The sequence below is a fragment of the Methylobacterium cerastii genome (assembly GCF_022179125.1).
Taxonomy (GTDB): domain Bacteria; phylum Pseudomonadota; class Alphaproteobacteria; order Rhizobiales; family Beijerinckiaceae; genus Methylobacterium; species Methylobacterium cerastii.
Map to the genome: position 1 here is coordinate 49,266 of NZ_BPQG01000008.1, position 20,316 is coordinate 69,581.

Below are 20,316 nucleotides of genomic sequence, written 5' to 3' on the forward strand. Positions count from 1 at the left end.
AGGCGCGAATTCACTCAGGCACCTGGAGCGAGGCCGGTCAGCTTGAGCACGAAGGCGACGACCACGACCGAGACGAGCGAGAGCGGAAGGAAGACCTTCCAGCCGAGCCGCATGAGCTGATCGTAGCGGTAGCGCGGGACCATGGCCTTCACCATGGCGATCATGAAGAACAGGAAGCTGGCCTTCAGCGCGAACCAGATTAGCCCCGGCACCCAGGTGAAGGGCGCGAACGGGATCGGCGAGAGCCAGCCGCCGAGGAACAGCACCGTGCCGAGCGCACACATGGTCATGATCGCCACGTACTCGCCGAGCATGAACAGCAGGTACGGCGTCGAGGAGTACTCGACCATGTAGCCCGCCACGAGCTCCGATTCGGCCTCCGGCAGGTCGAAGGGGGGGCGGTTCGTCTCGGCCAGCGCAGAGATGAAGAACACCACGAACATCGGGAACAGCCACAGCCAGTACCAGCCGAGGATGCCGAGCGAGGTGTCCTGCGCGATGACGATCTTCGAGAGGTTGAGCGAGCCGGCGCAGAGCAGCACGCAGATGATGACGAAGCCGAGCGAGACCTCGTAGGAGATCATCTGCGCCGCCGAGCGGAGCGCGCCGAGGAAGGCGTATTTCGAGTTCGAGGCCCAGCCGCCCATCAGCACGCCGTACACGCCCAGGCTGGAAATCGCGAAGATGTAGGTCATGCCGACGTTGATGTCGGCGAGCGCCCAGCCCTCCGCGAGCGGGATCACGGCCCAGGCCGCGAGCGCGAGCGTCGCGAAGACCAGCGGCGCCAGCAGGAACAGCGCCTTGTTGGCGCCGGCGGGAATCACCGGCTCCTTCAGCACGAACTTCAGCAGGTCGGCGAAGGACTGGAACAGGCCGAACGGCCCGACCACGTTCGGCCCGCGGCGCAGCTGCACCGCCGCCCAGATCTTGCGGTCGGCCAGCAGCGCGTAGGCGATGAAGACGAGCAGGCACGCCAGCAGCAGGAAGCTCTTCAGCGCCAGCAGCAGCACGAGGCCGACGGTTTCCCAGGGTGTCATAGCGGACCCTTACTCGGCGGCTTCGAGGGCGCGCCCGCGGGCGAGGCTCGAACATTCGGCGAGCACGCGCGAGGCGCGCGCGATCGGATTGGTGAGGTAGAAGTCGAGCACCGGCGAGGCGAAGGCGGCCTTGGCCATCGTGCCGCCGAGGCCGGCCAAACGATCGACCGCCGCCACCGTGTCGCCCGGCTCGACGCTGCCGATGGCGGCCAGGTGCGGGTGTTCGGCGTAGAGCGCACGGCGCAGGGCCACCAGCGAATCGTAGGGCAGGCGGTGGCCGAGCACGTCGGAGAGCGCGCGCAGGATCGCCCAGTCCTCGCGGGCGTCGCCCGGCGGGAAGCCGGCGCGGTTGGCCTGCTGCACCCGGCCCTCCAGGTTGACGTAGGTCGCGCTCTTCTCGGTGTAGGCGGCGCCGGGCAGCACCACGTCGGCGCGCGAGGCGCCGCGGTCGCCATGGGTGCCCTGGTAGATCACGAAGGCGCCGGCCCCGACCGTGCATTCGTCGGCGCCGAGGTTGAACACGACGTCGAGGGCGCCCGGCGCGATCATGCCGAAGAAGTCGAGGCCGCCCACCCCCGGCACGAAGCCGAGGTCGAGCGCGCCGACCCGGGCGGCGGCCGTGTGCAGCACGCCGAACCCGTTCCATTCCGCCGTGACGGCGCCGACGTCCTTGGCGAGCGCCGCGGCCGCGGCGATCACGGCCGGGTCGGCGAGCGCCGCACCGCCGACGATCACCAGCGGGCGCTCGGCGCCCTTCAGGATCTCGAGGAAGCTGTGCTCGCCCTTGGCCAGGGCCGCCAGGGTGTCGGTGCCGGCGCCGAGATAGGTGTGGGGATAGGTGAGGTCGGTGTCCTCGCCGATCAGGCCGACCGCGAGCGGCCCCATCCGCCAGCGCTTGCGGATGCGGACGTTGAGGAGCGACGCCTCGGTCCGCGGGTTGGCGCCGACGAGCAGGATCGCGTCCGCCGCCTCGATGCCGGGGATGGTCGGGTTGAAGACGTAGGACGCCCGGCCCCAGGCCGGATCGAGCCTTTCGCCGCCCTGGCGGCAATCAAGGTTGGCCACGCCGAGCGCGGTCATCAGACCTTTCAGCGCGAAGATCTCCTCGACGCCGGCCAGATCCCCGACCAGAGCGCCGACGCGCTTGGGGTCGGCGCCCTTCACCTTGGCGGCGATCGCGGCGAAGGCCTCACCCCAGGAGGCGGGGCGCAGGCGGCCGTTCTCGCGCAGGTACGGCCGGTCGAGGCGCTGGACGCGTAGGCCGTCCACGGGATGGCGGGTCTTGTCGGAGATCCACTCCTCGTTGATGTCCTCGTTGACCCGCGGCTCGATCTGCATGACCTCGCGGCCGCGGGCGTCGACGCGGATCGCCGAGCCGACCGCATCCATCACGTCGACCGATTCGGTCTTCGACAGCTCCCAGGGGCGGATGTTGTAGCTCTGAGGCTTGGGCACGAGGGCGCCCACGGGGCAGAGGTCGGCGACGTTGCCCTGAAGCTCCGAGCCCATCGCCTGCTCGAGATAGCTCGTGATCTCCATGTCCTCGCCGCGGCCGATCGCGCCGAGGTCCGGCACGCCGGCGACCTCGGCGAGGAAGCGCACGCAGCGCGTGCAGTGGATGCAGCGGTTCATCGCCGTCCGCACCAGCGGGCCGATGTACTTTTCCTCGACCGCGCGCTTGTTCTCGCCGTAGCGGGTCGAGTCGACGCCGTAGGCCATCGCCTGGTCCTGCAGGTCGCAATGGCCGCCCTGGTCGCAGATCGGGCAATCGAGCGGGTGGTTGATGAGGAGGAACTCCATCACCCCCTCGCGCGCCTTCTTCGTCTGGCCGGAGCGCGTCAGCACCTCGGGCGGCTCGCCGTTCGGGCCGGGGCGGCAATCCTTCACCGCGTAGGCACAGGAGGCCACGGGCTTGGGCGCACCCTTCAGCTCGACCAGGCACATCCGGCAATTGCCGGCGATCGACAGCCGCTCATGGAAGCAGAAGCGCGGGATTTCCGCGCCGGCCATCTCGCAGGCCTGCAGCAGGGTGTATTCGGCGGGAACATCGACCTCGATGCCGTCGACGAGGATTTTGGTCATGCGTTCATCTCAGGACTGAGCGTCGGCAAAGGCGGTCACTCGGCGGCCATCGGCACCGCATCGGAATGCGGGTTGGCGCTGTAGCGGTCGATGCGCTTCTCGATCTCGGGGCGGAAGTGGCGGATGAGGCCTTGGATCGGCCAGGCCGCCGCGTCGCCGAGCGCGCAGATCGTGTGGCCCTCGATCTGCTTGGTGACGTCGAGCAGCATGTCGATCTCGCGCTTCTGCGCGCGCCCTTCCGCCATCCGCAGCATCACCCGCCACATCCAGCCGGTGCCCTCGCGGCAGGGCGTGCACTGGCCGCAGGACTCGTGCTTGTAGAAATACGCTATGCGGGCGATCGCCTGGACGATGTCGGTCGAGCGGTCGAGCACGATCACAGCCGCGGTGCCCAGGCCGGAGCCGAGGTTGCGCAGGGTGTCGAAGTCCATCTTGGCGTCGATGATCTGCTCGGCCGGCACCAGCGGCACCGAGGAGCCGCCGGGGATCGAGCAGAGCAGGTTGTCCCAGCCGCCGCGCATGCCGCCGCAATGCTTGTCGACGAGCTCGCGGAAGGTGATGCCTAGCTCCTCCTCGACGTTGCACGGCTTGTTGACGTGGCCGGAGACGCAGAACAGCTTGGTGCCGGTGTTGTTCTTGCCGCCGAGGCCTGCGAACCACGCGCCGCCGCGGCGCAGGATCGTGCCGGCGACCGCGATCGACTCGACGTTGTTCACCGTCGTCGGGCAGCCGTAGAGGCCCATGTTGGCCGGGAACGGCGGCTTGAGCCGCGGCATCCCCTTCTTGCCCTCGAGGGATTCGAGCAGCGCCGTCTCCTCGCCGCAGATGTAGGCGCCTGCGCCGTGGTGGACGTAGATGTCGAACGGGTAGCCGTGGACGTTGTCCTGGCCGACGAGCCGGGCCGCGTAGGCTTCGTCCACCGCCCGCTGCAGCGCGTGCTTTTCGGCGACGTATTCGCCTCGGATGTAGATGTAGCAGGCATGCGCCGCCATCGCGAAGGAGGCCAGCATGCAGCCTTCGATCAGCAGGTGCGGATCGTGCCGCATGATCTCCCGGTCCTTGCAGGTGCCGGGCTCGGACTCGTCGGCGTTGACCACGAGGTAGTGCGGCCGCCCGTCCGACTTCTTGGGCATGAACGACCACTTGAGGCCGGTCGGGAAGCCGGCGCCGCCGCGGCCGCGCAGACCCGAGGCCTTCATCTCGTCGATGATCCAGTCACGGCCCATCTCGAGGAGGAATTTGGTGCCGTCCCACGCGCCGCGCTTTTGCGCGGCCTCGAGGCCGGGCGAGTGCAACCCGTAGAGGTTGGTGAAGATGCGATCCTGATCGGCCAGCATGGCTTTGGCTTTCCGTGTCTCAGGTGGCCGGATCCGACTTCGCCGGCTTCGCCGAAGGCTCTGCCGGTTTCGTCGAAGGCTCGGACGGCTTCGCGGCGGGCGCGTTCTCGCTCGCGCCGGACGCCTCCGGCTGCGGCGGCACCGCATCGCGCGGCAGGTCCGACTGCGCCCCCGCCTCTGCGCCCGCGGGCTCGCCCTCCGCCACGCGCTTGGCCGGCGAATCCAGCACGTCGGCGTCGCCCGGGCGGGCGCTGCCGTGCTTGGCGATGGAGCGGCCGCGCTCGGCCGCGTCGGCGTGGTCGTCGGCCTTGATCGGCGCGTCGCCGCCCGCCGCACGCTGCGCCGGGGCGTCGGAGACGGGCCGCTCGACGGGGCGGCCTGCATCGGGCTTGGCGATCTTGGGCTCGGTCGCGGCGCGGGCCTCGGTCGAGGCGGCCTCGTCCTTGGCCCGGGCCTCGTCGCCCTCCGCCTTGTTCTTGTCCTCGAAGCGCTGGCGCCAGGCGCCGACGCGCGAGCCGTCGAACAGCGTCGGGTCGCTCAGCGTCGCAGCCCCGCCCTGCGGCTCCGACGAGACGCGGCCGGTCTGCGAGCCGACATTGACCGGACGGCCGGCGGCGAGGTCGTCCATCAGCGTGCCGAGGCTCTCGGGCGTCAGGTCCTCGTAGTAGTCCTGGTTGATCTGCACCATCGGCGCGTTGCAGCAGGCGCCCAGGCACTCGACTTCGAGCCAGGAGAAGTTGCCGTCGGCCGAGACGTGGCCGGCCGGCCCGAGGCGGGCCTGCAGCATGCCCTTCAGCTCGCGCGCGCCGCAGGAATCGCACGGCACCGTGCCGCAGAGCTGGATCCAGAACCGGCCCACGGGCTCCAGGGCGAACATCGTGTAGAAGGTCGCCACTTCGAGCACGCGGATGTGCGGCATGCCGAGCTCGTCGGCCACCGCCTCGATCGCGCGGCGCGGCAGCCAGCCGCCGTTCTGCTCCTGCGCCTTCCACAGCAGCGGGATCACGGCCGAGGCCTGGCGGCCCTCCGGGTACTTCTCGATCTGCCCCTTGGCCCAGGCGGCGTTCTCTTGCGTGAACGCGAAGCTCTCGGGCTGCTCGGAAGCGGGGGCGAGCCTGCGGTTCGACATCTCAGTTCTGGCCCTTCCAGCTCAACGGTCCACCTCGCCGAAGACGATGTCGAGCGTGCCGAGCACGCAGGACACGTCGGCGAGCAGGTGGCCGCGGCACATCCAGTCCATCGCCTGAAGGTGAGCGAATCCCGGAGCGCGAATCTTGCAGCGATACGGCTTGTTGGTGCCGTCGGAGACGAGGTAGACGCCGAACTCGCCCTTGGGCGCCTCGACGGCCGCGTAGACCTCCCCCTCGGGCACGTGGAAGCCTTCGGTGTAGAGCTTGAAGTGGTGGATGAGCGCTTCCATCGAGCGCTTCATCTTCCGGCGCGGCGGCGGCGCGAACTTGCCGTCGATCGAGGCGATCGGGCCCAGGCCCGCCGGCTCGCGCAGCTTGACGCAGCATTGCCGCATGATCTTCACGGATTCCCGCATCTCCTCCATGCGGATCACCTGGCGATCGTAGGTGTCGCCGTTCTTCCCCACGGGGATGTCGAACTCCATCTCCTCGTAGCACTCGTAGGGCTGCGACTTGCGAAGGTCCCACGGGATGCCCGAGCCGCGCACCATCGGGCCGGAGAAGCCCCAGGCCATCGCCTCGTCCACCGAGACGATGCCGATGTCGACGTTGCGCTGCTTGAAGATGCGGTTGGACATGACGAGGTCATCGAGGTCCTGGACCACCTGCAGGAACGGGTCGCAGAACGCCTCGATGTCGTCGATCAGCGCGGGCGGCAGGTCCTGGTGGACGCCGCCGGGGCGGAAGTAGTTGGCGTGGAGCCGGGCGCCCGAGGCCCGCTCGTAGAAGATCATCAGCTTCTCGCGCTCCTCGAAGCCCCAGAGCGGGGGCGTGAGGGCGCCGACGTCCATCGCCTGCGTCGTGACGTTGAGCAGGTGCGAGAGCAGGCGGCCGATCTCGCAGAACAGGGTGCGGATGAGCTGCGCGCGCCGCGGCACCTCGATGCCGGCGAGCTTCTCGATCGCCAGGCAGAAGGCGTGCTCCTGGTTCATCGGCGAGACGTAGTCGAGCCGGTCGAAGTACGGCGTGGCCTGAAGGTAGGTCTTGTACTCGATCAGCTTCTCGGTGCCGCGGTGGAGCAGGCCGATATGCGGGTCGACGCGCTCGACCACCTCGCCGTCGAGCTCCAGCACCAGGCGCAGCACGCCGTGCGCCGCCGGATGCTGCGGCCCGAAGTTGATCGCGAAGTTGCGGATATTATGCTCGGTCATGGTGAGCCCTCCGCCTCAAGCCGTCTTCTTCTCGTCGCCCGGAAGCACGTATTCGGTGCCCTCCCACGGCGAGAGGAAGTCGAAGTTCCGGAATTCCTGCGTCAGCTTCACCGGCTCGTAGACCACGCGCGCCTCGTCCTGGTCGTAGCGGACCTCGACGAAGCCGGTGAGCGGGAAGTCCTTGCGCAGGGGGTGGCCCTCGAAGCCGTAATCGGTGAGCAGCCGGCGTAGGTCCGGGTGGCCCGAGAACAGGATGCCGTAGAGGTCGTAGGTCTCGCGCTCGTACCAGTTGGCCGCCGGGAACACCTCGATCACGGAGGGGACCGGCGTGACCTCGTCGGTGCGCACCTTCAACCGGATGCGGGAATTGTGGCGCAGGCTGAGCAGGTGGTAGACCACGTCGAAGCGCTGCGCGCGGCTCGGGTAGTCGGCGCCGCAGATGTCGATGAAGTTCCGGAAGGCGCAGGCCGGGTCGTCGCGCAGGAACGTCAGCGCGAACACGATGTCCGAGGCCTGGACCACCAGCGTCAGCTCGCCGAGCGCGATGGTGCGCTCGACCACCGCCGGGCCGAGCGCCCCGGCCACGTGGTCCGACAGCGCCTGCAGAGCCGCGTCGCCGGAGACGGGCTGGGTGTGGGCGAGGATCGAGATGCCGTTGGTCATCGCCTGCCCTCAGCGCTCGATCGTGCCGGTACGGCGGATCTTCTTCTGCAGCAGCAGCACGCCGTAGAGCAGCGCTTCGGCCGTCGGCGGGCAGCCCGGCACGTAGATGTCCACCGGCACGACCCGGTCGCAGCCGCGGACCACCGAATACGAGTAGTGGTAGTAGCCGCCGCCGTTGGCGCAGGAGCCCATCGAGATCACGTAGCGCGGCTCCGGCATCTGGTCGTAGACCTTGCGCAAAGCCGGGGCCATCTTGTTGGTCAGCGTGCCCGCGACGATCATCACGTCGGACTGGCGGGGCGAGCCGCGCGGGGCGAAGCCGAAGCGCTCGCAATCGTATCGCGGCATCGACATCTGCATCATCTCGACCGCGCAGCAGGCGAGCCCGAACGTCATCCACATCAGCGAGCCGGTGCGGGCCCAGTTGATCAGGTCGTCGGTGGAGGTGATCAGGAAGCCGCGGTCGGCGAGTTCCGCGCTGATCGTCAGGAAGGTCGGGTCGTCGGCACCGATCGGGCGGCCGGTGTTCGGATCGACGAGCCCCTTGGCCTGCGGCGCGATCGCCGGGGCGCGGGACAGTTCGGGGGTGAAGGCCATGGATGCCTCAGGAGCGGGCGGGCGGGGCGACGACGCGGACTAGTCCCATTCGAGGGCGCCCTTGCGCCACTCGTAGACGAAGCCGACGGTGAGGACCCCGAGGAAGGCCATCATCGACCACATGCCGAACCAGCCGAGATCCCCGAACGTGATGGCCCAGGGGAACAGGAAGGCGACTTCGAGGTCGAAGATGATGAACAAGATGGCGACGAGGTAGAACCGCACGTCGAACTTCATGCGGGCGTCGTCGAAGGCGTTGAAGCCGCACTCGTAGGCCGAGAGCTTCTCCGGGTCCGGGCTCGAATAGGCCACCAGGAACGGGGCCACCAGAAGAGCCGCCGCGATGAACAGCGACACGCCGAGGAACACGATGAGCGGCAGGTAATCCGCCAGGAGACCGGTCATGCGACACCTCTCACGCGCTGGACCGCGCCGCCCTGAACTTCACCGAACGGCGATATGGAATTGCTCCAATGCCAGAGTGCGCGCGGGCCGAGGCTTAGTCGAGCCGACCCGGTGAAACAAGCCGTTTGCGCGTCGCACAATCGCGGCCTGAGACAGAGAGGTGGCGCGATGTCAGGTCTTCGCCAACACGGCAGATCGGCGCAGCCCCCCAATAGACAGATCCGGTTCGGCGACCGGAGAATCGGGGTCTGCGGACAATCGCGTCTCGCGTGGCAAGGTCACGCTTGACACTCCCTGCCCCCCCACCTAAACCCCCGCTCGTCGCCGAGGCCCACCGGGCTGTCGAGCGGATACGCCGTGCGGGCGTAGCTCAGTTGGTTAGAGTGCCGGCCTGTCACGCCGGAGGTCGCGGGTTCGAGTCCCGTCGCCCGCGCCACGTACCTTCCCGATCACATTAGTCGAACCAGCCCTCCGGCCCGACGCCGTCGAGGGCTTCTTGCGTTGGGCCCTCAGCCCGGCAGGACGAGGGTCGCGCGCAGACCGCCGAGGTCGGACCGGTCGAGGGTCAGGCCGCCGCCGTAGAGTTCGGCCAGCTCCAGGGTGATCGACAGGCCGAATCCGTTGCCCGGCACGGTCTCGTCGAGGCGCTGCCCGCGCCGCAGGACCGAGGTCGCCGCCGTCGGATCGAGGCCCATCCCGTCGTCCTCGACGCCAATCGCCACCGCGCCGTCCTGCATCGCCGCCGAGACCCGGACCTCGCCGCGGCACCATTGGCAGGCGTTGTCCATCAGGTTCCCGAGCATCTCGTCGAGGTCCTGCGCCTCGCAGCTGACAGTCAGCCCTTCGGCGATCTCCGTTCGGACGCGCACGCCCTTGGCGGCATGCAGGCGGCCGAGGGTCGCGGCGAGATCCTGGATAGGGCTCGCCAAGCCGATCCGCCCACGGGCCGTGCCTTCGAGCGCCGCCGCGCGGGCGCGGCGCAGGTGATGGCGGACCTGCCGGTCCATCGACCCGACGAGGCCGCGCAAGGTGCCGTCGGCATCGCGCCCTGGGTCGGCGAGCGCCAGGGTCAGGGTGGCGAGCGGCGTCTTGAGGCCGTGGGCGAGGTTCGAGACATGCGTGCGCGCACGCGCGAGGTTGGCGGCGTTCTGGTCGAGGAGCCCGTTCAGTTCGGCGACCAGCGGCCGGATTTCGGCCGGCTGCGCGACCGGCACCCGCTCGCGCCGCCCGGCGCGGACGTCGGCGAGGTCCGCGCGCAGGCGCTGCAGCGGCGCGAGGCCCAGGCGCACCTGCGCCAGCACCCCGCCGACGAGGCAGAGGCCGAGCACCGCGAGCGCCAGCGCCAGCGTGGTCAGGGCCTCGCGCAGCGGCCCGCGCAACGCCGCCGCGGGCGCCGAGGCGGCGATGGTCGTCGGCGCGGCCCCGTCCTCGGCGGGCAGCGTCAGGACTCGCAGGACGAGGCCGCGCCCGTGCGCGTCGGTCGCGTCGGCGGGCTGCGGCCGGTCCGAGCCCTCGTCGGGACGGGGGGCCGCCGGCACGGGCAGCGCCTCGCGTCCGAGCGAGGCGGAGCGCAGCAGCGTCCCGCCGCGCCGCACCTGCCAGGCCCAGCCCGAGCCCTCGCGGTCGAAGGGCGGCGCGTCGAAGTCGCGGGACAGGCGCGGACCGTCCGGCCCCTGCTCAAGCCCGGAACGGATCGCCACGATCTGCGCATCGAGCCGTCCGTCGATCTGCCCGCGGACGAACCGATGGAGGATGAAGCCGATCGCGACGCCCGCGACCACGAGCGCGACGGTGATGAAAACGAGGGCTACCGCGAGGAGGCGGCGCGCGAGGGAACCGGTGGGGCCTGCGCCGTCGGCGGCGGATGCGCGGGCCATCAGGCGGCGTCCGCGTGCAGGCGCCAGCCGTGGCCGCGCACCGCCTCGATCTGCGCCGGCGCGATCTTGCGGCGCAGGCGCGTGATGATGACCTCGACCGAGTTCGAATCGACGTCGGCGTCGCCGTCGTAGACCCGCTCGATCAGCTGCGAGCGGGGCACCACCGCGTCCTTGCGCAGCATCAGGCAGGAGAGCACCCGCCATTCGAGGCCGGTGAGCTTCAGGGGCAGCCCGTCGCGCTCGAAGGCACCGAGGCCGGGATCGAAGCTCAACGGCCCGCACACGAGCCGGCTCGCGCCGCTGGCCTGGGAGCGCCGCACCAGCGCCCGCAGGCGGATCACCAGCTCTTCGGTGCGGAACGGCTTGACCAGGTAGTCGTCGGCGCCGGCCTTGAAGCCCGCGACCTTGTCGCTCCAGCCGTCACGCGCTGTGAGGATCAGGACCGGGAGGGTGCGTCCGCCCGCACGCCAGGCCTGCAGCACCGAGACGCCGTCGCACTTGGGCAGGCCGAGGTCGAGCACCACCGCGTCGTAATCCTCGGTCTCGCCCAGATGCTGCGCGTCCTCGCCGTCGCGCGCGTGGTCGAGGGCGAAGTTTTCCGCGCGCAGCGCCTTCGCGATCTCGGCGCCGAGCGCCGCATCGTCCTCGACCAGCAGGACCTTCATGGATCTTCGAACCTCTCGGGGACGGGCGCCGGGGTTAGGCCGGCCGGTTTAACCGGAGCTGAACCGCGCGGTTCAGGGTGGATTGGCGGCCCTCTCCTAGAACGCCGTCAACCCGAAAGGGCCCACCCGAACAGGACACGATCATCATGAGCAACGAACAGGTCATCGACGGCACCGCCACCGAAATCCCCCAGGCTGCCGCTTCGAAGCCGCCAGTCCGCCGCCTGCCCCGCCGCACCCTCGTCGTCGGCGCCATCGCCGCGCCGCTGGCGCTGGGCGCCGTCGGCCTCTCCCTGGCGCAGAACGGCGCCCCTTCGACCACGCCCATCGCCCCGGTGGCGATCTCCGCCCTGGTGCCGTCGGGCGGCATCGCCGCCAAGGGCGAGGTCGCCGAGATCTTCGGCAACAAGTTCGTGCTGCAGGACGGCACCGGGCGGGCGCTGGTCGAGACTGGGCGCCGGGGCGAAGGCGGCACGCTGGTCGCCAAGGGCGAGACCGTCACCGTGCAGGGGCGCTTCGAGAACGGGTTCCTGCACGCGGCGGTGCTGACCCACGGCGACGGCAACCGGGTGCTGCTCGGCCCGGCCGGCGGCCAGCCCCCCGGCACCCTCGACTGGGCGAAGGACAAAGTCGGGCTCGGGGCCAACCCCGACGTGCCGGCGCTGACCGCCTCGGTGCAGGCGGCCGGCTACTCGGACGTGCGCGTCACCGGCCGCGGCCCGCGCCACCTCGAGGTCGCCGCCAAGGGCCAGGACGGGCGCGAGCGCGCGCTGCACGTCGGCTTCGACGGCCAGATCCGCGAGATGCGGGCGTTCTGAGCCGACGCCCCCGGGGTCGGCGCGGCACGATCCTCGCCTGGATCGGTGGGGTGCGATGCAACCGATCCCGGCCTGCCGCGTCATGGCGAGAGACAGACCACGAAGGAGCCTGCCCCGGATGGAGCCCATGAAGCCGATGGAACCGATGAAGCCGATGGAACCGATGAAGCCGATGAAGGGCATGGAGCCCTGGTGGCCGGAGGACCTCGGCAAGCCCTCGACCAGCGGGTCGCAGAACGGGATGAAGTACGCCTTCTTCCCCGAGAAGCACCGCCTGCTGATCGAGCAGGACGGCAAGACCACCACCTACGACAGCGGCGACCACAAGATCGGCGGCGTCTCGCAGCAGGACGGCGGCAGCAAGTCTCTGACCTTCACCAGCCAGAACGGCGACGTGGACCTCGGCTCGCTGAAGCAAGTCGACTGAAGGCCTGACGGGGCGGGCAGGGCTTCGCGGCCGCGCCCGCCCGCGTGGACAGCATGGCGCCGGGCCTCTATGCGCTCGGCCCACATGAGAGAGCGCTTCACAGAGAGATCCGCGCCGGGCGCCCTTCCCTCCCTCCCCCGCAGGGGGGGAAAAGAGCGTTGTGTTGTGCCGATCCCGAGGACGCACCCTTGCGCGCGCTGATCGACCTCGTCCGCGCCATGCGGGCGCGCGACCGGCGGCGGTTGGCGCTGATCGCACTCGGCCTCACCGGCGCGGGCCTGCTCGAAGTGGTCGGCGTCGCCTCGGTGATCCCGTTCCTTACGCTTGTCGGCGATCCCGCGGCCGCCACCCGCCTGCCCTACCTCGCCCACATCCGCGATACGCTGGGGCTGGCCGACGACCGCAGCTTCCTCATCGCCGCGGGTCTGGCGGCGCTGCTCGCGATCCTCGTCACCGCCGTGGTCAACGCCGCGCTGACCTACGCCCAGCTCCTGTTCACGCATCTCACCGGCTACGGCTTCGCCCGGCGTCTGCTGTTCCGCTACCTCGCGCGTGAACGCTTGTTCTTCACGCAGGGGAACAGCGCGGAGCTCGCCAAGAACGTGCTTTCGGAGACCGACCGGCTGGTCATCGGCGTGCTGACGCCGGCGACCGTCATCGCGTCCCGCGCGATCTCGGCGCTCGCCGTCATCGCCTTCCTGCTGGTCTACGCGCCGCGCCTCGCGCTGATCCTCGGCGGCGGCTTCGGCGGGCTCTACGTCGGCATCTACCTGGTGATGCGTGCGCGCCTCGCCTCGCTCGGCGCGCGCTCGGTCGGCGACAACGCGCAGCGCTACCGCGTGGTGCAGGAGACGCTGGGCGCGCTCACCGAACTCAAGCTCTACGGCCGGGCGGAGACCTTCGCCGGCAAGTTCGACACCCCCGCCCGCGCCTACGCGAAGGCCACCGCCGAGAGTCTGCTGACCGGGCAGATGCCGCGCTTCGTCATCGAGGCGCTGGCCTTCGGCGGCGTCATCGTGGTGGTTCTGTTCGCGCTGGCCCAGGGGCTCGACACCGCCGGCATCCTGCCGCTGCTCGGGCTGTTCGCCTTCGCCGGATACCGGATGCTGCCGGCCTTCCAGAACATCTTCAACTCGCTGGCGCTGCTGCGCTTCTACCTGCCGGCGGTGCGCGTCATCGTCGACGACCTCGCCGGCGAGACCGAGAGCCCGCCGCGGACTCTCGCCCGGCTGCCGTTCTGCGACGCGATCCGCCTGGAGGGCGTCGGCTTCGCCTACGCGCCCGGCCGGCCGGCGCTGGCCGAGGTGAGCCTGACGATCCGGGCCAACACCACCGTCGGCCTCGTCGGGCGCACCGGATCGGGCAAGTCGACCCTCGTCGGCCTCGTCCTCGGCATCCTGACACCGGATGCGGGCCGCATCACCGTCGACGGCACGCCCCTCGACGCGGACACCCTGCCCGCCTGGCAGAACCGGATCGGCTACGTGCCGCAGGACGTCTTTCTCGTGGACGGGACGGTGGCCGAGAACATCGCGCTGGGCCTCGAGCCGGTGGACCGCGCGGCGGCGGAGCGCGCGGCGCGGCTGGCCGGCGCGCACGACTTCGTCGCGGCCCTGCCCGAGGGCTACGACGCCCGCGTCGGCGAGCGCGGCGCGCGCCTCTCCGGCGGGCAGCGCCAGCGCATCGGCATCGCCCGGGCGCTCTACCACGACCCCGACGTGATCGTGTTCGACGAGGCGACCTCGGCGCTGGACGGCGAGACCGAGGGCGCGGTGATGGCCGCGCTGAACGCGCTGGCCGGCCAGCGCACGCTGATCATGATCGCCCACCGCCTCACCAGCCTGGAGGCCGCCGACACGGTCCACGTGTTGGAGGACGGCCGCCTCGTCGCCTCCGGCCCGCTTCATGCGGTGACCCAGCACCTCGGGGCGGCGGCGTGATCCGCGTGCTGGAAGGCCATTTCCGCCAGGGTGACATAGCCACGACCTCGGAGATCACATCCATGTCCGACACGATCCACCTGAAAGCCGCCGACGGCACCGAAGCGGCCTTGGCGCTCGCCGGCGCCGAGCCGGTGTCGTGGCGGGTGGGCGGCACCGAATATCTCTGGAACGGCAATCCCGAGCACTGGAACCGGCACGCGCCCTGGCTCTTCCCGGTGGTAGGCGCCTCGGCCGGCGGGGTGGTGCGGGTCGAGGGCCGGACCTACCCGATGGCGCAGCACGGCTTCGCCCGCGACCTGCCCTTCGCGGTGGTGGAGCGGGCCGACGACGCCGTCACCCTGCGCCTGACCGAGACGTCCGAGACGCTGGCGCATTATCCCTTCCGGTTCCGCCTCGACGTCACCGCCCGGGTGCGCCCGGCCGGGCTCGACTTCGCGATCGCGGTCCACAATCCGGGCGATACGGCCCTGCCCTACGGGCTCGGCTTCCACCCGGCCTTCCCCTGGCCGTTCGCAGGCGGCACGCGGGCGGCCGACGGCGGCTACGCGGTGGAATTCGAGCAGGCGGAGCGCGCCGCCGTCCCCGAGGTCGGCCCCGGCGGCCTGCTGCTGCGCGAGGAGCGCCCGATCCACCTCGACGGCACGACACTGCCGCTCGATCCGGCCCTGTTCACCGAGGCGCTGGTGTTCCGCGATGCGCTGAGCCGCACGATGCGCTTCACCGGGCCGGGCGGCCGGGCGATCCGGATGGCGGTGGAGGACTTTCCGCACCTGGCGGTGTGGACGAAGCCGACGGCGCCGTTCCTGTCGCTCGAAGCCTGGACCGGGCATGCCGACTGGGCCGGCTTCTCGGGCGAACTCGCCGAGCGGGACGCGCAGCGCCTGCTGGCGCCGGGCGCCACGGCGCATCACGGCATCCGCCTCGACCTGGAGGGTTGAGGTGCGGATCTGGGTGGCGCGGCCAGAGCCCGGCGCCGCGCGCACCGGCGAACGCCTGGCCGCGCTCGGCCACCGGCCGCTGGTGGCGCCGGTGCTGGCGGTGCGCCCCACCGGCGCGGCCCTGCCGCACGGACCCTTCGACGGCCTGATCCTCACCAGCGCGAACGCCCTCGACGCGGTGCTCGCGACCACCGACGCCGGGGCGTTGCGCGGAATCCCGGTCTTCGCCGTCGGCGCGCGTACGGCGGCGCTCGCCGAGGCGCGGCTCGGACCGGTCGCGGTCGGCGCGGGCGACGCCGTCGCGCTCGCCGCCTTGGTGCGGGGCAGGCTCGCGGCCGGCGCGCGCCTGCTCCATCTGGCGGGCGCCGAGCGCAAGGCCGAGCCCGCCGCGGCGCTGACGGCTGCGGGCTACGCGATCGCGACGCACGTGGCCTACGCGGCCGAGGCCGTGCCGCACCTGCCGGACGCGGTCTTTTCCGCGCTGGCCGCGACGCCGCCCGGGCTCGATGCCGCCCTGCACTACTCCCGCCGCAGCGCACGCGTGGCGCATCGATTGTCGGAAGCGGCCGGACACGGCGGAGCTTTCGGCGCGTTGAGGCATTACTGCCTGTCGGACGACGTGGCGGCAGCCCTGGACCAAGCCGGGGTCGCGGCCCATTTCGTCGCTGGGCGACCGCGCGAGGACGACCTCCTCGCGGGCCTGTCCTGACATCCTTGCGATGCCGTCGGATCGGGTCTCGCCCGGTTCGAACCGGGGATGGTAGGGAAGTGTCGCACGAGGCGGCGCGGGGTCGCGGAAACGCTTGAGATCGGGGCGCCGGGCAGAACCGCCGCGCCGGGCACGTCGAGACGGGAGAGACAACGGCCGTGAAGCCACCATCCAACGACGCCGACCGCTCAGACGCCGGAACCCCGACCCCGGGCGCCGCGAAGGACGGCCCGACGACTCCGAACGCCCCTCCCGCGCAGGCCGGCAAGCCCGGAGCGCCCGCGACGCCGCAGGGCCGCCCCTCCGACACCCTGCCGCCGGGCATCCACGTGAAGTCGGAGCCGGGCAAGCTCGAAGCCGGCAAGCTCGAACCGGGCAAGCCGGCGGCTTCCGTCGCCTCGCCTTCGTCCTCGTCCGCCCCCACCCCGGCGTCGAAGCCCGAGGCTGGCCGGACCGATCCGCCGACCTCCGCCAACCCCAAGATCGAACCCGGCCGCCCGGCTCAGCCGTCGTCCGCGGCGTCGGATCCGACGAAGACCGAGGCCAAGCCCGCGGTCGCCCCGGGCGCAAGCGCGGCAAGCCCGACGGGCAAGCCTGGCACCGAGCCTGGCAAGCCCGGGCTCTCCGGCGTACCGGCCGGATCGGCCGCTGCAAAGGAGCCGGGCAAGCCCGAGACGAACAAGCCGGACGCCGGCAAGCCCGAGTTCGGTCGCCCCGGTGCGACCACCGAGCCGCCGAAATCCGCCGGCGGCCCGGCCCAAGGCGGGCCGCGCCCCACGGGCGCCCTCACCGACGGGCCGATCATCGACCTGAAGGCCAAGCGCGTCGAGGACGCCGCGAAGAATCCGGACGCGAAGGGCGACGTGCGCGGCGACGCCAAGGCGGCGGCGGCCGGCGCAGCGGGCCTCGCTGCCGGCATGGCCGCATCCAACGGCAAAACTTCCGAAAAGGCTTCCGACGACAAGGCTTCCGACAGCAAGCCAGGTGCCGCGACGGCCGGCGCCAAGCCCGCCGGCTCCGGCAGCGCCCCGCCGCGCGTCGGCCCGGCCGACGTGCCCGCCGCCCGCGGGCCGGGCTTCGGCTCGGTGGCGACCGCGGGCCTGCTCGGCGGCGTCATCGGCGCCGGCCTGCTTTTCGCGGTGGAACGCGCCGGCATCCTCGGCAACGCCGGAGACGACGCCCGGCTCACCGCGCTCAACCAGCGCATCTCCGGCCAGCTCACCGGCCTCGACCAGCGGATGGCGTCCTTGAGCCCGCGCGACGCGGTCTCCGCCCTCGACAAGCGCGTCGCCGCCAACGAGGCGACGCTGAAGCCGCTGCCCGACGCGGTGAAGGCGGCCGAAGCCACGGCCAAGCAGGCCCTGGACCGCGCCGCCGGCGCGCCGGCCACGCAGGCCGCGGGCCAGGACGCGAGCCCGGCCCCGGCCGCGCTCCCCTCCGACATCGCCGCCCGCCTCGACAGCCTCGACCAGCGCGTCTCCGCCCTGCAGGAGGAGCCGGGCCGCGACCAGCCGGCGGATGCGCGCCTCGGCGCGACCCAGGCCGGCGACGGGCCGAAGCAGCTCGCCGCCCTCGACGGGCGCGTGAAGGCGCTCGAGGACAAGGCGCCCGACAAGGCGGCGCGCGCGCCGGCGGCCGACCTCGCCCCGAAGCTCGCCGCGCTCCAGGGCGAGGTCGAGACGCGCACCAAGGCGAACGCCGAGGCCGACCAGGCGCTCGGCCAGCGCCTCGACGCCCTGCAGAAGACCCTCGACGACCGAGTGAAGGCCGCCACCGAGGCGGTCCAGACCGCGACCCAGGCCAGCCGCGAGGCGGCCGAGGCTGGCAGGAGCACAGCCGAGGCGGCGACCAAGGCCCTCGACCGGCGCCTGCAGGAGCAGGCGGAGAAGGTCGCGGCCCTCGACAAGGCGGTGGCACTGCGGGCCGAGGCCAGCACCGTACAGGCCGCGCTGAAGGTCGTCACAGCGGACCGGATCGCTGCCGCGCTCGACGCCGGCGTGCCCTATGCCGAGCCGCTGGCGACCCTGCGCAAGCTCGAGACCGGCGACGCGAGCCGGATCGACGCCCTGGCGCCCTTCGCCGACAAGGGCGCGCCCACGGCCGACCAGCTCGCCGCCGAGTTCCGGCCGATCGCCGACAAGGCGGCGGCGGCGCGCAAGGCGGCGGCCTCCAAGGACGTGGCCGCCAACGGCGACCTGAAGAGCCGCTTCCTCAGCATCGCGGATTCGATCGTGCAGGTCCGCAAGGTCGACGCGCCGCAAACGGCCGAGGCCGCCGACACCGATCCGGTGGCGAAGGTCCAGGCGGCGCTCGACAGCGGCGCGCTGCTCGAGGCGTCGCAGGCCTACGCGGCGATGCCGCAGGACCTGAAGGCGCAGGCCGGCGGCTTCGGCGCGACGCTGACGGCGCGGGCCGCCGCGGCGCAGGCGGCGCAGGCGCTGCTCTCCGACGCCTTCAAGGGCCTGCCGACGACCGCGCCGGCCGCCAAACCTTGATGCATTCCTTGCCGTGATCGCATCGAAGCCGTGATCAGTCTCAAGTCGTGATCGCGGCGACACACCATCCCGCGGGGGCGCCCGACGCCCCCGCCCACGACCTCGTCGCGACGCGACGCCGTTCTCGCGGCTGACAGGAGTACCCGACCTCATGTGGCGCGCCCTCGCCTTCCTGGCCCTGCTTGCCGTCGCCGCCTTCGGGGCGGTGTGGATCGCCGACCGACCCGGCTCGGTCACCATCGTGTGGAACGGGTACGAGGTGGCCACCAGCCTCGCCATCGCGCTCGTCGGCGTCGGCGTCGCGGCGATCGTGCTCGGCCTGGTCTGGGCCGTGGTGCGCGGCCTCATCACCCTGCCGGACACCCTGGTGAACGGCTCGCGCGAGCGGCGCCGGGCGAAGGGCTTCACCGCCTTGTCGCGCGGCATGGTCGCCGTCGGGTCGGGCGACCCGCTCGCCGCCCGCCGCCATGCGGGCGACGCCGAGCGCCTTCTCGGCGCCGAGCCGCTGACCCTGCTGCTCAAGGCCCAAGCGGCGCAGATCTCCGGCGACCGGCAGGCGGCCGAGAGCGCCTTCCAGCTTATGGTCGATGACCCCGAGACCCGGGTGCTCGGCCTGCGCGGCCTGTTCGTCGAGGCCCGCCGCCGCGAGGACGACGTCTCCGCCCGCGCCTACGCCGCGGAAGCCGCACGCCTCGCCCCCAGCGTCACCTGGGCGAACGACGCCGTGCTCGAGGCGCAATGCGCCGACGGCGATTGGGGCGGCGCGCTTGAGATCGTCGAGCGCCGCGGCTCCCTCGGGCTGATCGAGAAGGCGGAGGCGCGCCGCCAGCGCGCGGTCCTGCTCACCGCGATGGCGCAGGTGCGCGAGGCCGGCGAGCCCGAAGCCGCCACCGAGCGCGCGCTCCAGGCGGTCAAGCTCGCGCCCGACCTCGTTCCCGCCGCCTGCATCGCCGGGCGCCTGCTGGCGCGCCGCGGCGACCTGAAGAAGGCCGCCAAGATCGTCGAGGCGGCCTGGAAGGCCAACCCGCACCCGGACCTCGCCAAGGTCTACCTCAACCTGCGCACGGGTGATTCCGTGCGGGACCGCCTGACGCGGGCCGAGACCCTGGCCAAGCTCTCGTCCTGGACCCCCGAGGCGCGCCTCGCCCTCGCCCAGGCCGCCTTCGACGCCCGCGACTTCGCCAAGGCGCGCGAGGCGATCCAGCCGCTCCTCGACGACGGCCCGACCGTGCGGACCTGCCTGATGATGGCGCGGATCGAGGAAGCCGAGCACGGCGCCGGCTCGGGCCGCGCCCGCGAGTGGTTGGCGCGTGCCGCGCATGCCCCGCGCGACCCCGTCTGGATCGCCGACGGCGTCGCCTCGCCGACCTGGGAGCCGATCTCCCCGGTCTCCGGCCGCATCGACGCCTTCGTCTGGCAGGCGCCGCCGAACCTGCTCACAGGCCAGGAGCCGTTCGAGAGCGCCGCACCCGAGGCCGAGTCCGCCGCCCTCGCGGCACCGCGCCCGGCCGCGCCGCCCACCGCGAACCCGGCGCCCGCCTTCCCCGCGAGCGTCTCGACGACCGAGCCGAAGCCGGCGGCCGTGATACCGCCGAACGGCGCGACGTCGGCCACCACCCTGCCGGCCGGCGCCCCCTCGGCACGGACCGGACCTGCGACCGGCTCATCCGCGAACCTCGCCGAGCCCGGACCGATGCCGGCGGGCACCGCAAGCCCCGTCGTCCTGCCGCAGCCCCTTCCTCCGGGCAGCCCGAACGAGGATGCAGAAGCCAAGGCCCGCCGGTTCGGCTGACCGGACTGGGCGCAGGTCCGAACCCTGCCTCGCGTCGGGCTTTCATCGGACATCCATCTCGATCAAGCGTCCTGCAACACCAGATTGTCCGACAGGACGGGACCGAGCCGTGACTTGGCGCGTTTGACCCGGGTCAGGTCCGTGTCATGGGCGGGAAATGGCCTGGATGTCGCAGGGCATCCGCTTCCCT

The 20,316-nt window shown here is 71.7% G+C and carries 17 protein-coding genes and 1 tRNA gene; 8 read left to right on the forward strand and 10 right to left on the reverse strand.

Going from position 1 to position 20,316, the window contains the following annotated elements; genetic code table 11:
• Positions 1 to 14: 14 nt before the first annotated feature.
• The 8 genes from nuoH to MFF13_RS04600 are packed head-to-tail and all read right to left on the reverse strand — an operon-like array spanning position 15 to position 8,462.
• Entirely contained in the window at positions 15 to 1,037 is a 1,023-nt protein-coding gene (nuoH, locus tag MFF13_RS04565; RefSeq protein ID WP_147762747.1) for an NADH-quinone oxidoreductase subunit NuoH, read from the reverse strand.
• Between the two features lie 9 nt (positions 1,038 to 1,046).
• Positions 1,047 to 3,119: an NADH-quinone oxidoreductase subunit NuoG gene (gene nuoG / locus MFF13_RS04570; protein WP_238271086.1), complete on the reverse strand. Its 2,073-nt coding sequence runs from the start codon at positions 3,117 to 3,119 to the stop codon at positions 1,047 to 1,049.
• A 35-nt stretch (positions 3,120 to 3,154) separates the two neighbouring features.
• The gene (gene nuoF, locus MFF13_RS04575; protein WP_147726111.1) at positions 3,155 to 4,456 is read right to left on the reverse strand and encodes an NADH-quinone oxidoreductase subunit NuoF; all 1,302 of its coding nucleotides are present in this window, start codon (positions 4,454 to 4,456) and stop codon (positions 3,155 to 3,157) included.
• Between the two features lie 19 nt (positions 4,457 to 4,475).
• Positions 4,476 to 5,585, reverse strand: a complete 1,110-nt coding sequence (gene nuoE, locus MFF13_RS04580; RefSeq protein WP_147828025.1) for an NADH-quinone oxidoreductase subunit NuoE — start codon at positions 5,583 to 5,585, stop codon at positions 4,476 to 4,478.
• A gap of 21 nt (positions 5,586 to 5,606) precedes the next feature.
• A complete protein-coding gene (locus MFF13_RS04585; RefSeq protein WP_238271088.1) occupies positions 5,607 to 6,797 on the reverse strand; it encodes an NADH-quinone oxidoreductase subunit D in 1,191 nt (396 codons plus the stop codon).
• A 15-nt stretch (positions 6,798 to 6,812) separates the two neighbouring features.
• Complete coding sequence (locus tag MFF13_RS04590; protein WP_147751047.1) at positions 6,813 to 7,460, reverse strand: NADH-quinone oxidoreductase subunit C; 648 nt, start codon at positions 7,458 to 7,460, stop codon at positions 6,813 to 6,815.
• Between the two features lie 9 nt (positions 7,461 to 7,469).
• A complete protein-coding gene (locus MFF13_RS04595; protein WP_147728470.1) occupies positions 7,470 to 8,057 on the reverse strand; it encodes a NuoB/complex I 20 kDa subunit family protein in 588 nt (195 codons plus the stop codon).
• A gap of 39 nt (positions 8,058 to 8,096) precedes the next feature.
• Entirely contained in the window at positions 8,097 to 8,462 is a 366-nt protein-coding gene (locus MFF13_RS04600; protein ID WP_147728471.1) for an NADH-quinone oxidoreductase subunit A, read from the reverse strand.
• Between the two features lie 359 nt (positions 8,463 to 8,821).
• Between MFF13_RS04600 and MFF13_RS04605 the strand changes: the two genes are divergently transcribed.
• Positions 8,822 to 8,898 (forward strand) — tRNA-Asp (locus tag MFF13_RS04605).
• A gap of 73 nt (positions 8,899 to 8,971) precedes the next feature.
• Here MFF13_RS04605 and MFF13_RS04610 read toward each other — a convergent pair.
• Together MFF13_RS04610 and MFF13_RS04615 are read right to left on the reverse strand one after the other, a co-directional pair.
• Positions 8,972 to 10,339 (reverse strand): sensor histidine kinase, encoded by a 1,368-nt coding sequence (locus MFF13_RS04610; RefSeq protein ID WP_147828024.1) that lies wholly within the window; start codon positions 10,337 to 10,339, stop codon positions 8,972 to 8,974.
• Positions 10,339 to 11,004, reverse strand: coding sequence for a response regulator transcription factor (locus MFF13_RS04615; RefSeq protein WP_238271090.1), 666 nt, complete (start codon positions 11,002 to 11,004; stop codon positions 10,339 to 10,341). Before MFF13_RS04615 ends, MFF13_RS04610 begins: the two co-directional genes overlap by 1 nt.
• A 146-nt stretch (positions 11,005 to 11,150) precedes the next feature.
• Between MFF13_RS04615 and MFF13_RS04620 the strand changes: the two genes are divergently transcribed.
• The 7 genes from MFF13_RS04620 (at position 11,151) to MFF13_RS04650 (ending at position 20,126) form a co-directional block, all read left to right on the forward strand.
• On the forward strand, positions 11,151 to 11,822 hold the full coding sequence (locus MFF13_RS04620) for a DNA-binding protein (protein ID WP_147828022.1): 672 nt from the start codon (positions 11,151 to 11,153) through the stop codon (positions 11,820 to 11,822).
• 127 nt (positions 11,823 to 11,949) lie between these two features.
• Positions 11,950 to 12,249 carry a hypothetical protein gene (locus tag MFF13_RS04625; RefSeq protein ID WP_306422411.1) on the forward strand — a complete coding sequence of 100 codons (300 nt, stop codon included), beginning with the start codon at positions 11,950 to 11,952 and terminating at the stop codon, positions 12,247 to 12,249.
• 188 nt (positions 12,250 to 12,437) lie between these two features.
• Complete coding sequence (locus tag MFF13_RS04630) at positions 12,438 to 14,189, forward strand: ABC transporter ATP-binding protein (protein WP_147828021.1); 1,752 nt, start codon at positions 12,438 to 12,440, stop codon at positions 14,187 to 14,189.
• A gap of 62 nt (positions 14,190 to 14,251) precedes the next feature.
• Positions 14,252 to 15,130, forward strand: coding sequence for an aldose 1-epimerase family protein (locus MFF13_RS04635; protein ID WP_238271092.1), 879 nt, complete (start codon positions 14,252 to 14,254; stop codon positions 15,128 to 15,130).
• A 1-nt stretch (position 15,131) separates the two neighbouring features.
• Positions 15,132 to 15,839 carry a uroporphyrinogen-III synthase gene (locus MFF13_RS04640; RefSeq protein WP_147828019.1) on the forward strand — a complete coding sequence of 236 codons (708 nt, stop codon included), beginning with the start codon at positions 15,132 to 15,134 and terminating at the stop codon, positions 15,837 to 15,839.
• A 158-nt stretch (positions 15,840 to 15,997) separates the two neighbouring features.
• The gene (locus MFF13_RS04645; protein ID WP_238271094.1) at positions 15,998 to 18,334 is read left to right on the forward strand and encodes a translation initiation factor 2; all 2,337 of its coding nucleotides are present in this window, start codon (positions 15,998 to 16,000) and stop codon (positions 18,332 to 18,334) included.
• 151 nt (positions 18,335 to 18,485) lie between these two features.
• Positions 18,486 to 20,126, forward strand: coding sequence for a heme biosynthesis protein HemY (locus MFF13_RS04650; protein ID WP_238271096.1), 1,641 nt, complete (start codon positions 18,486 to 18,488; stop codon positions 20,124 to 20,126).
• The last annotated feature ends 190 nt before the right edge of the window (positions 20,127 to 20,316 follow it).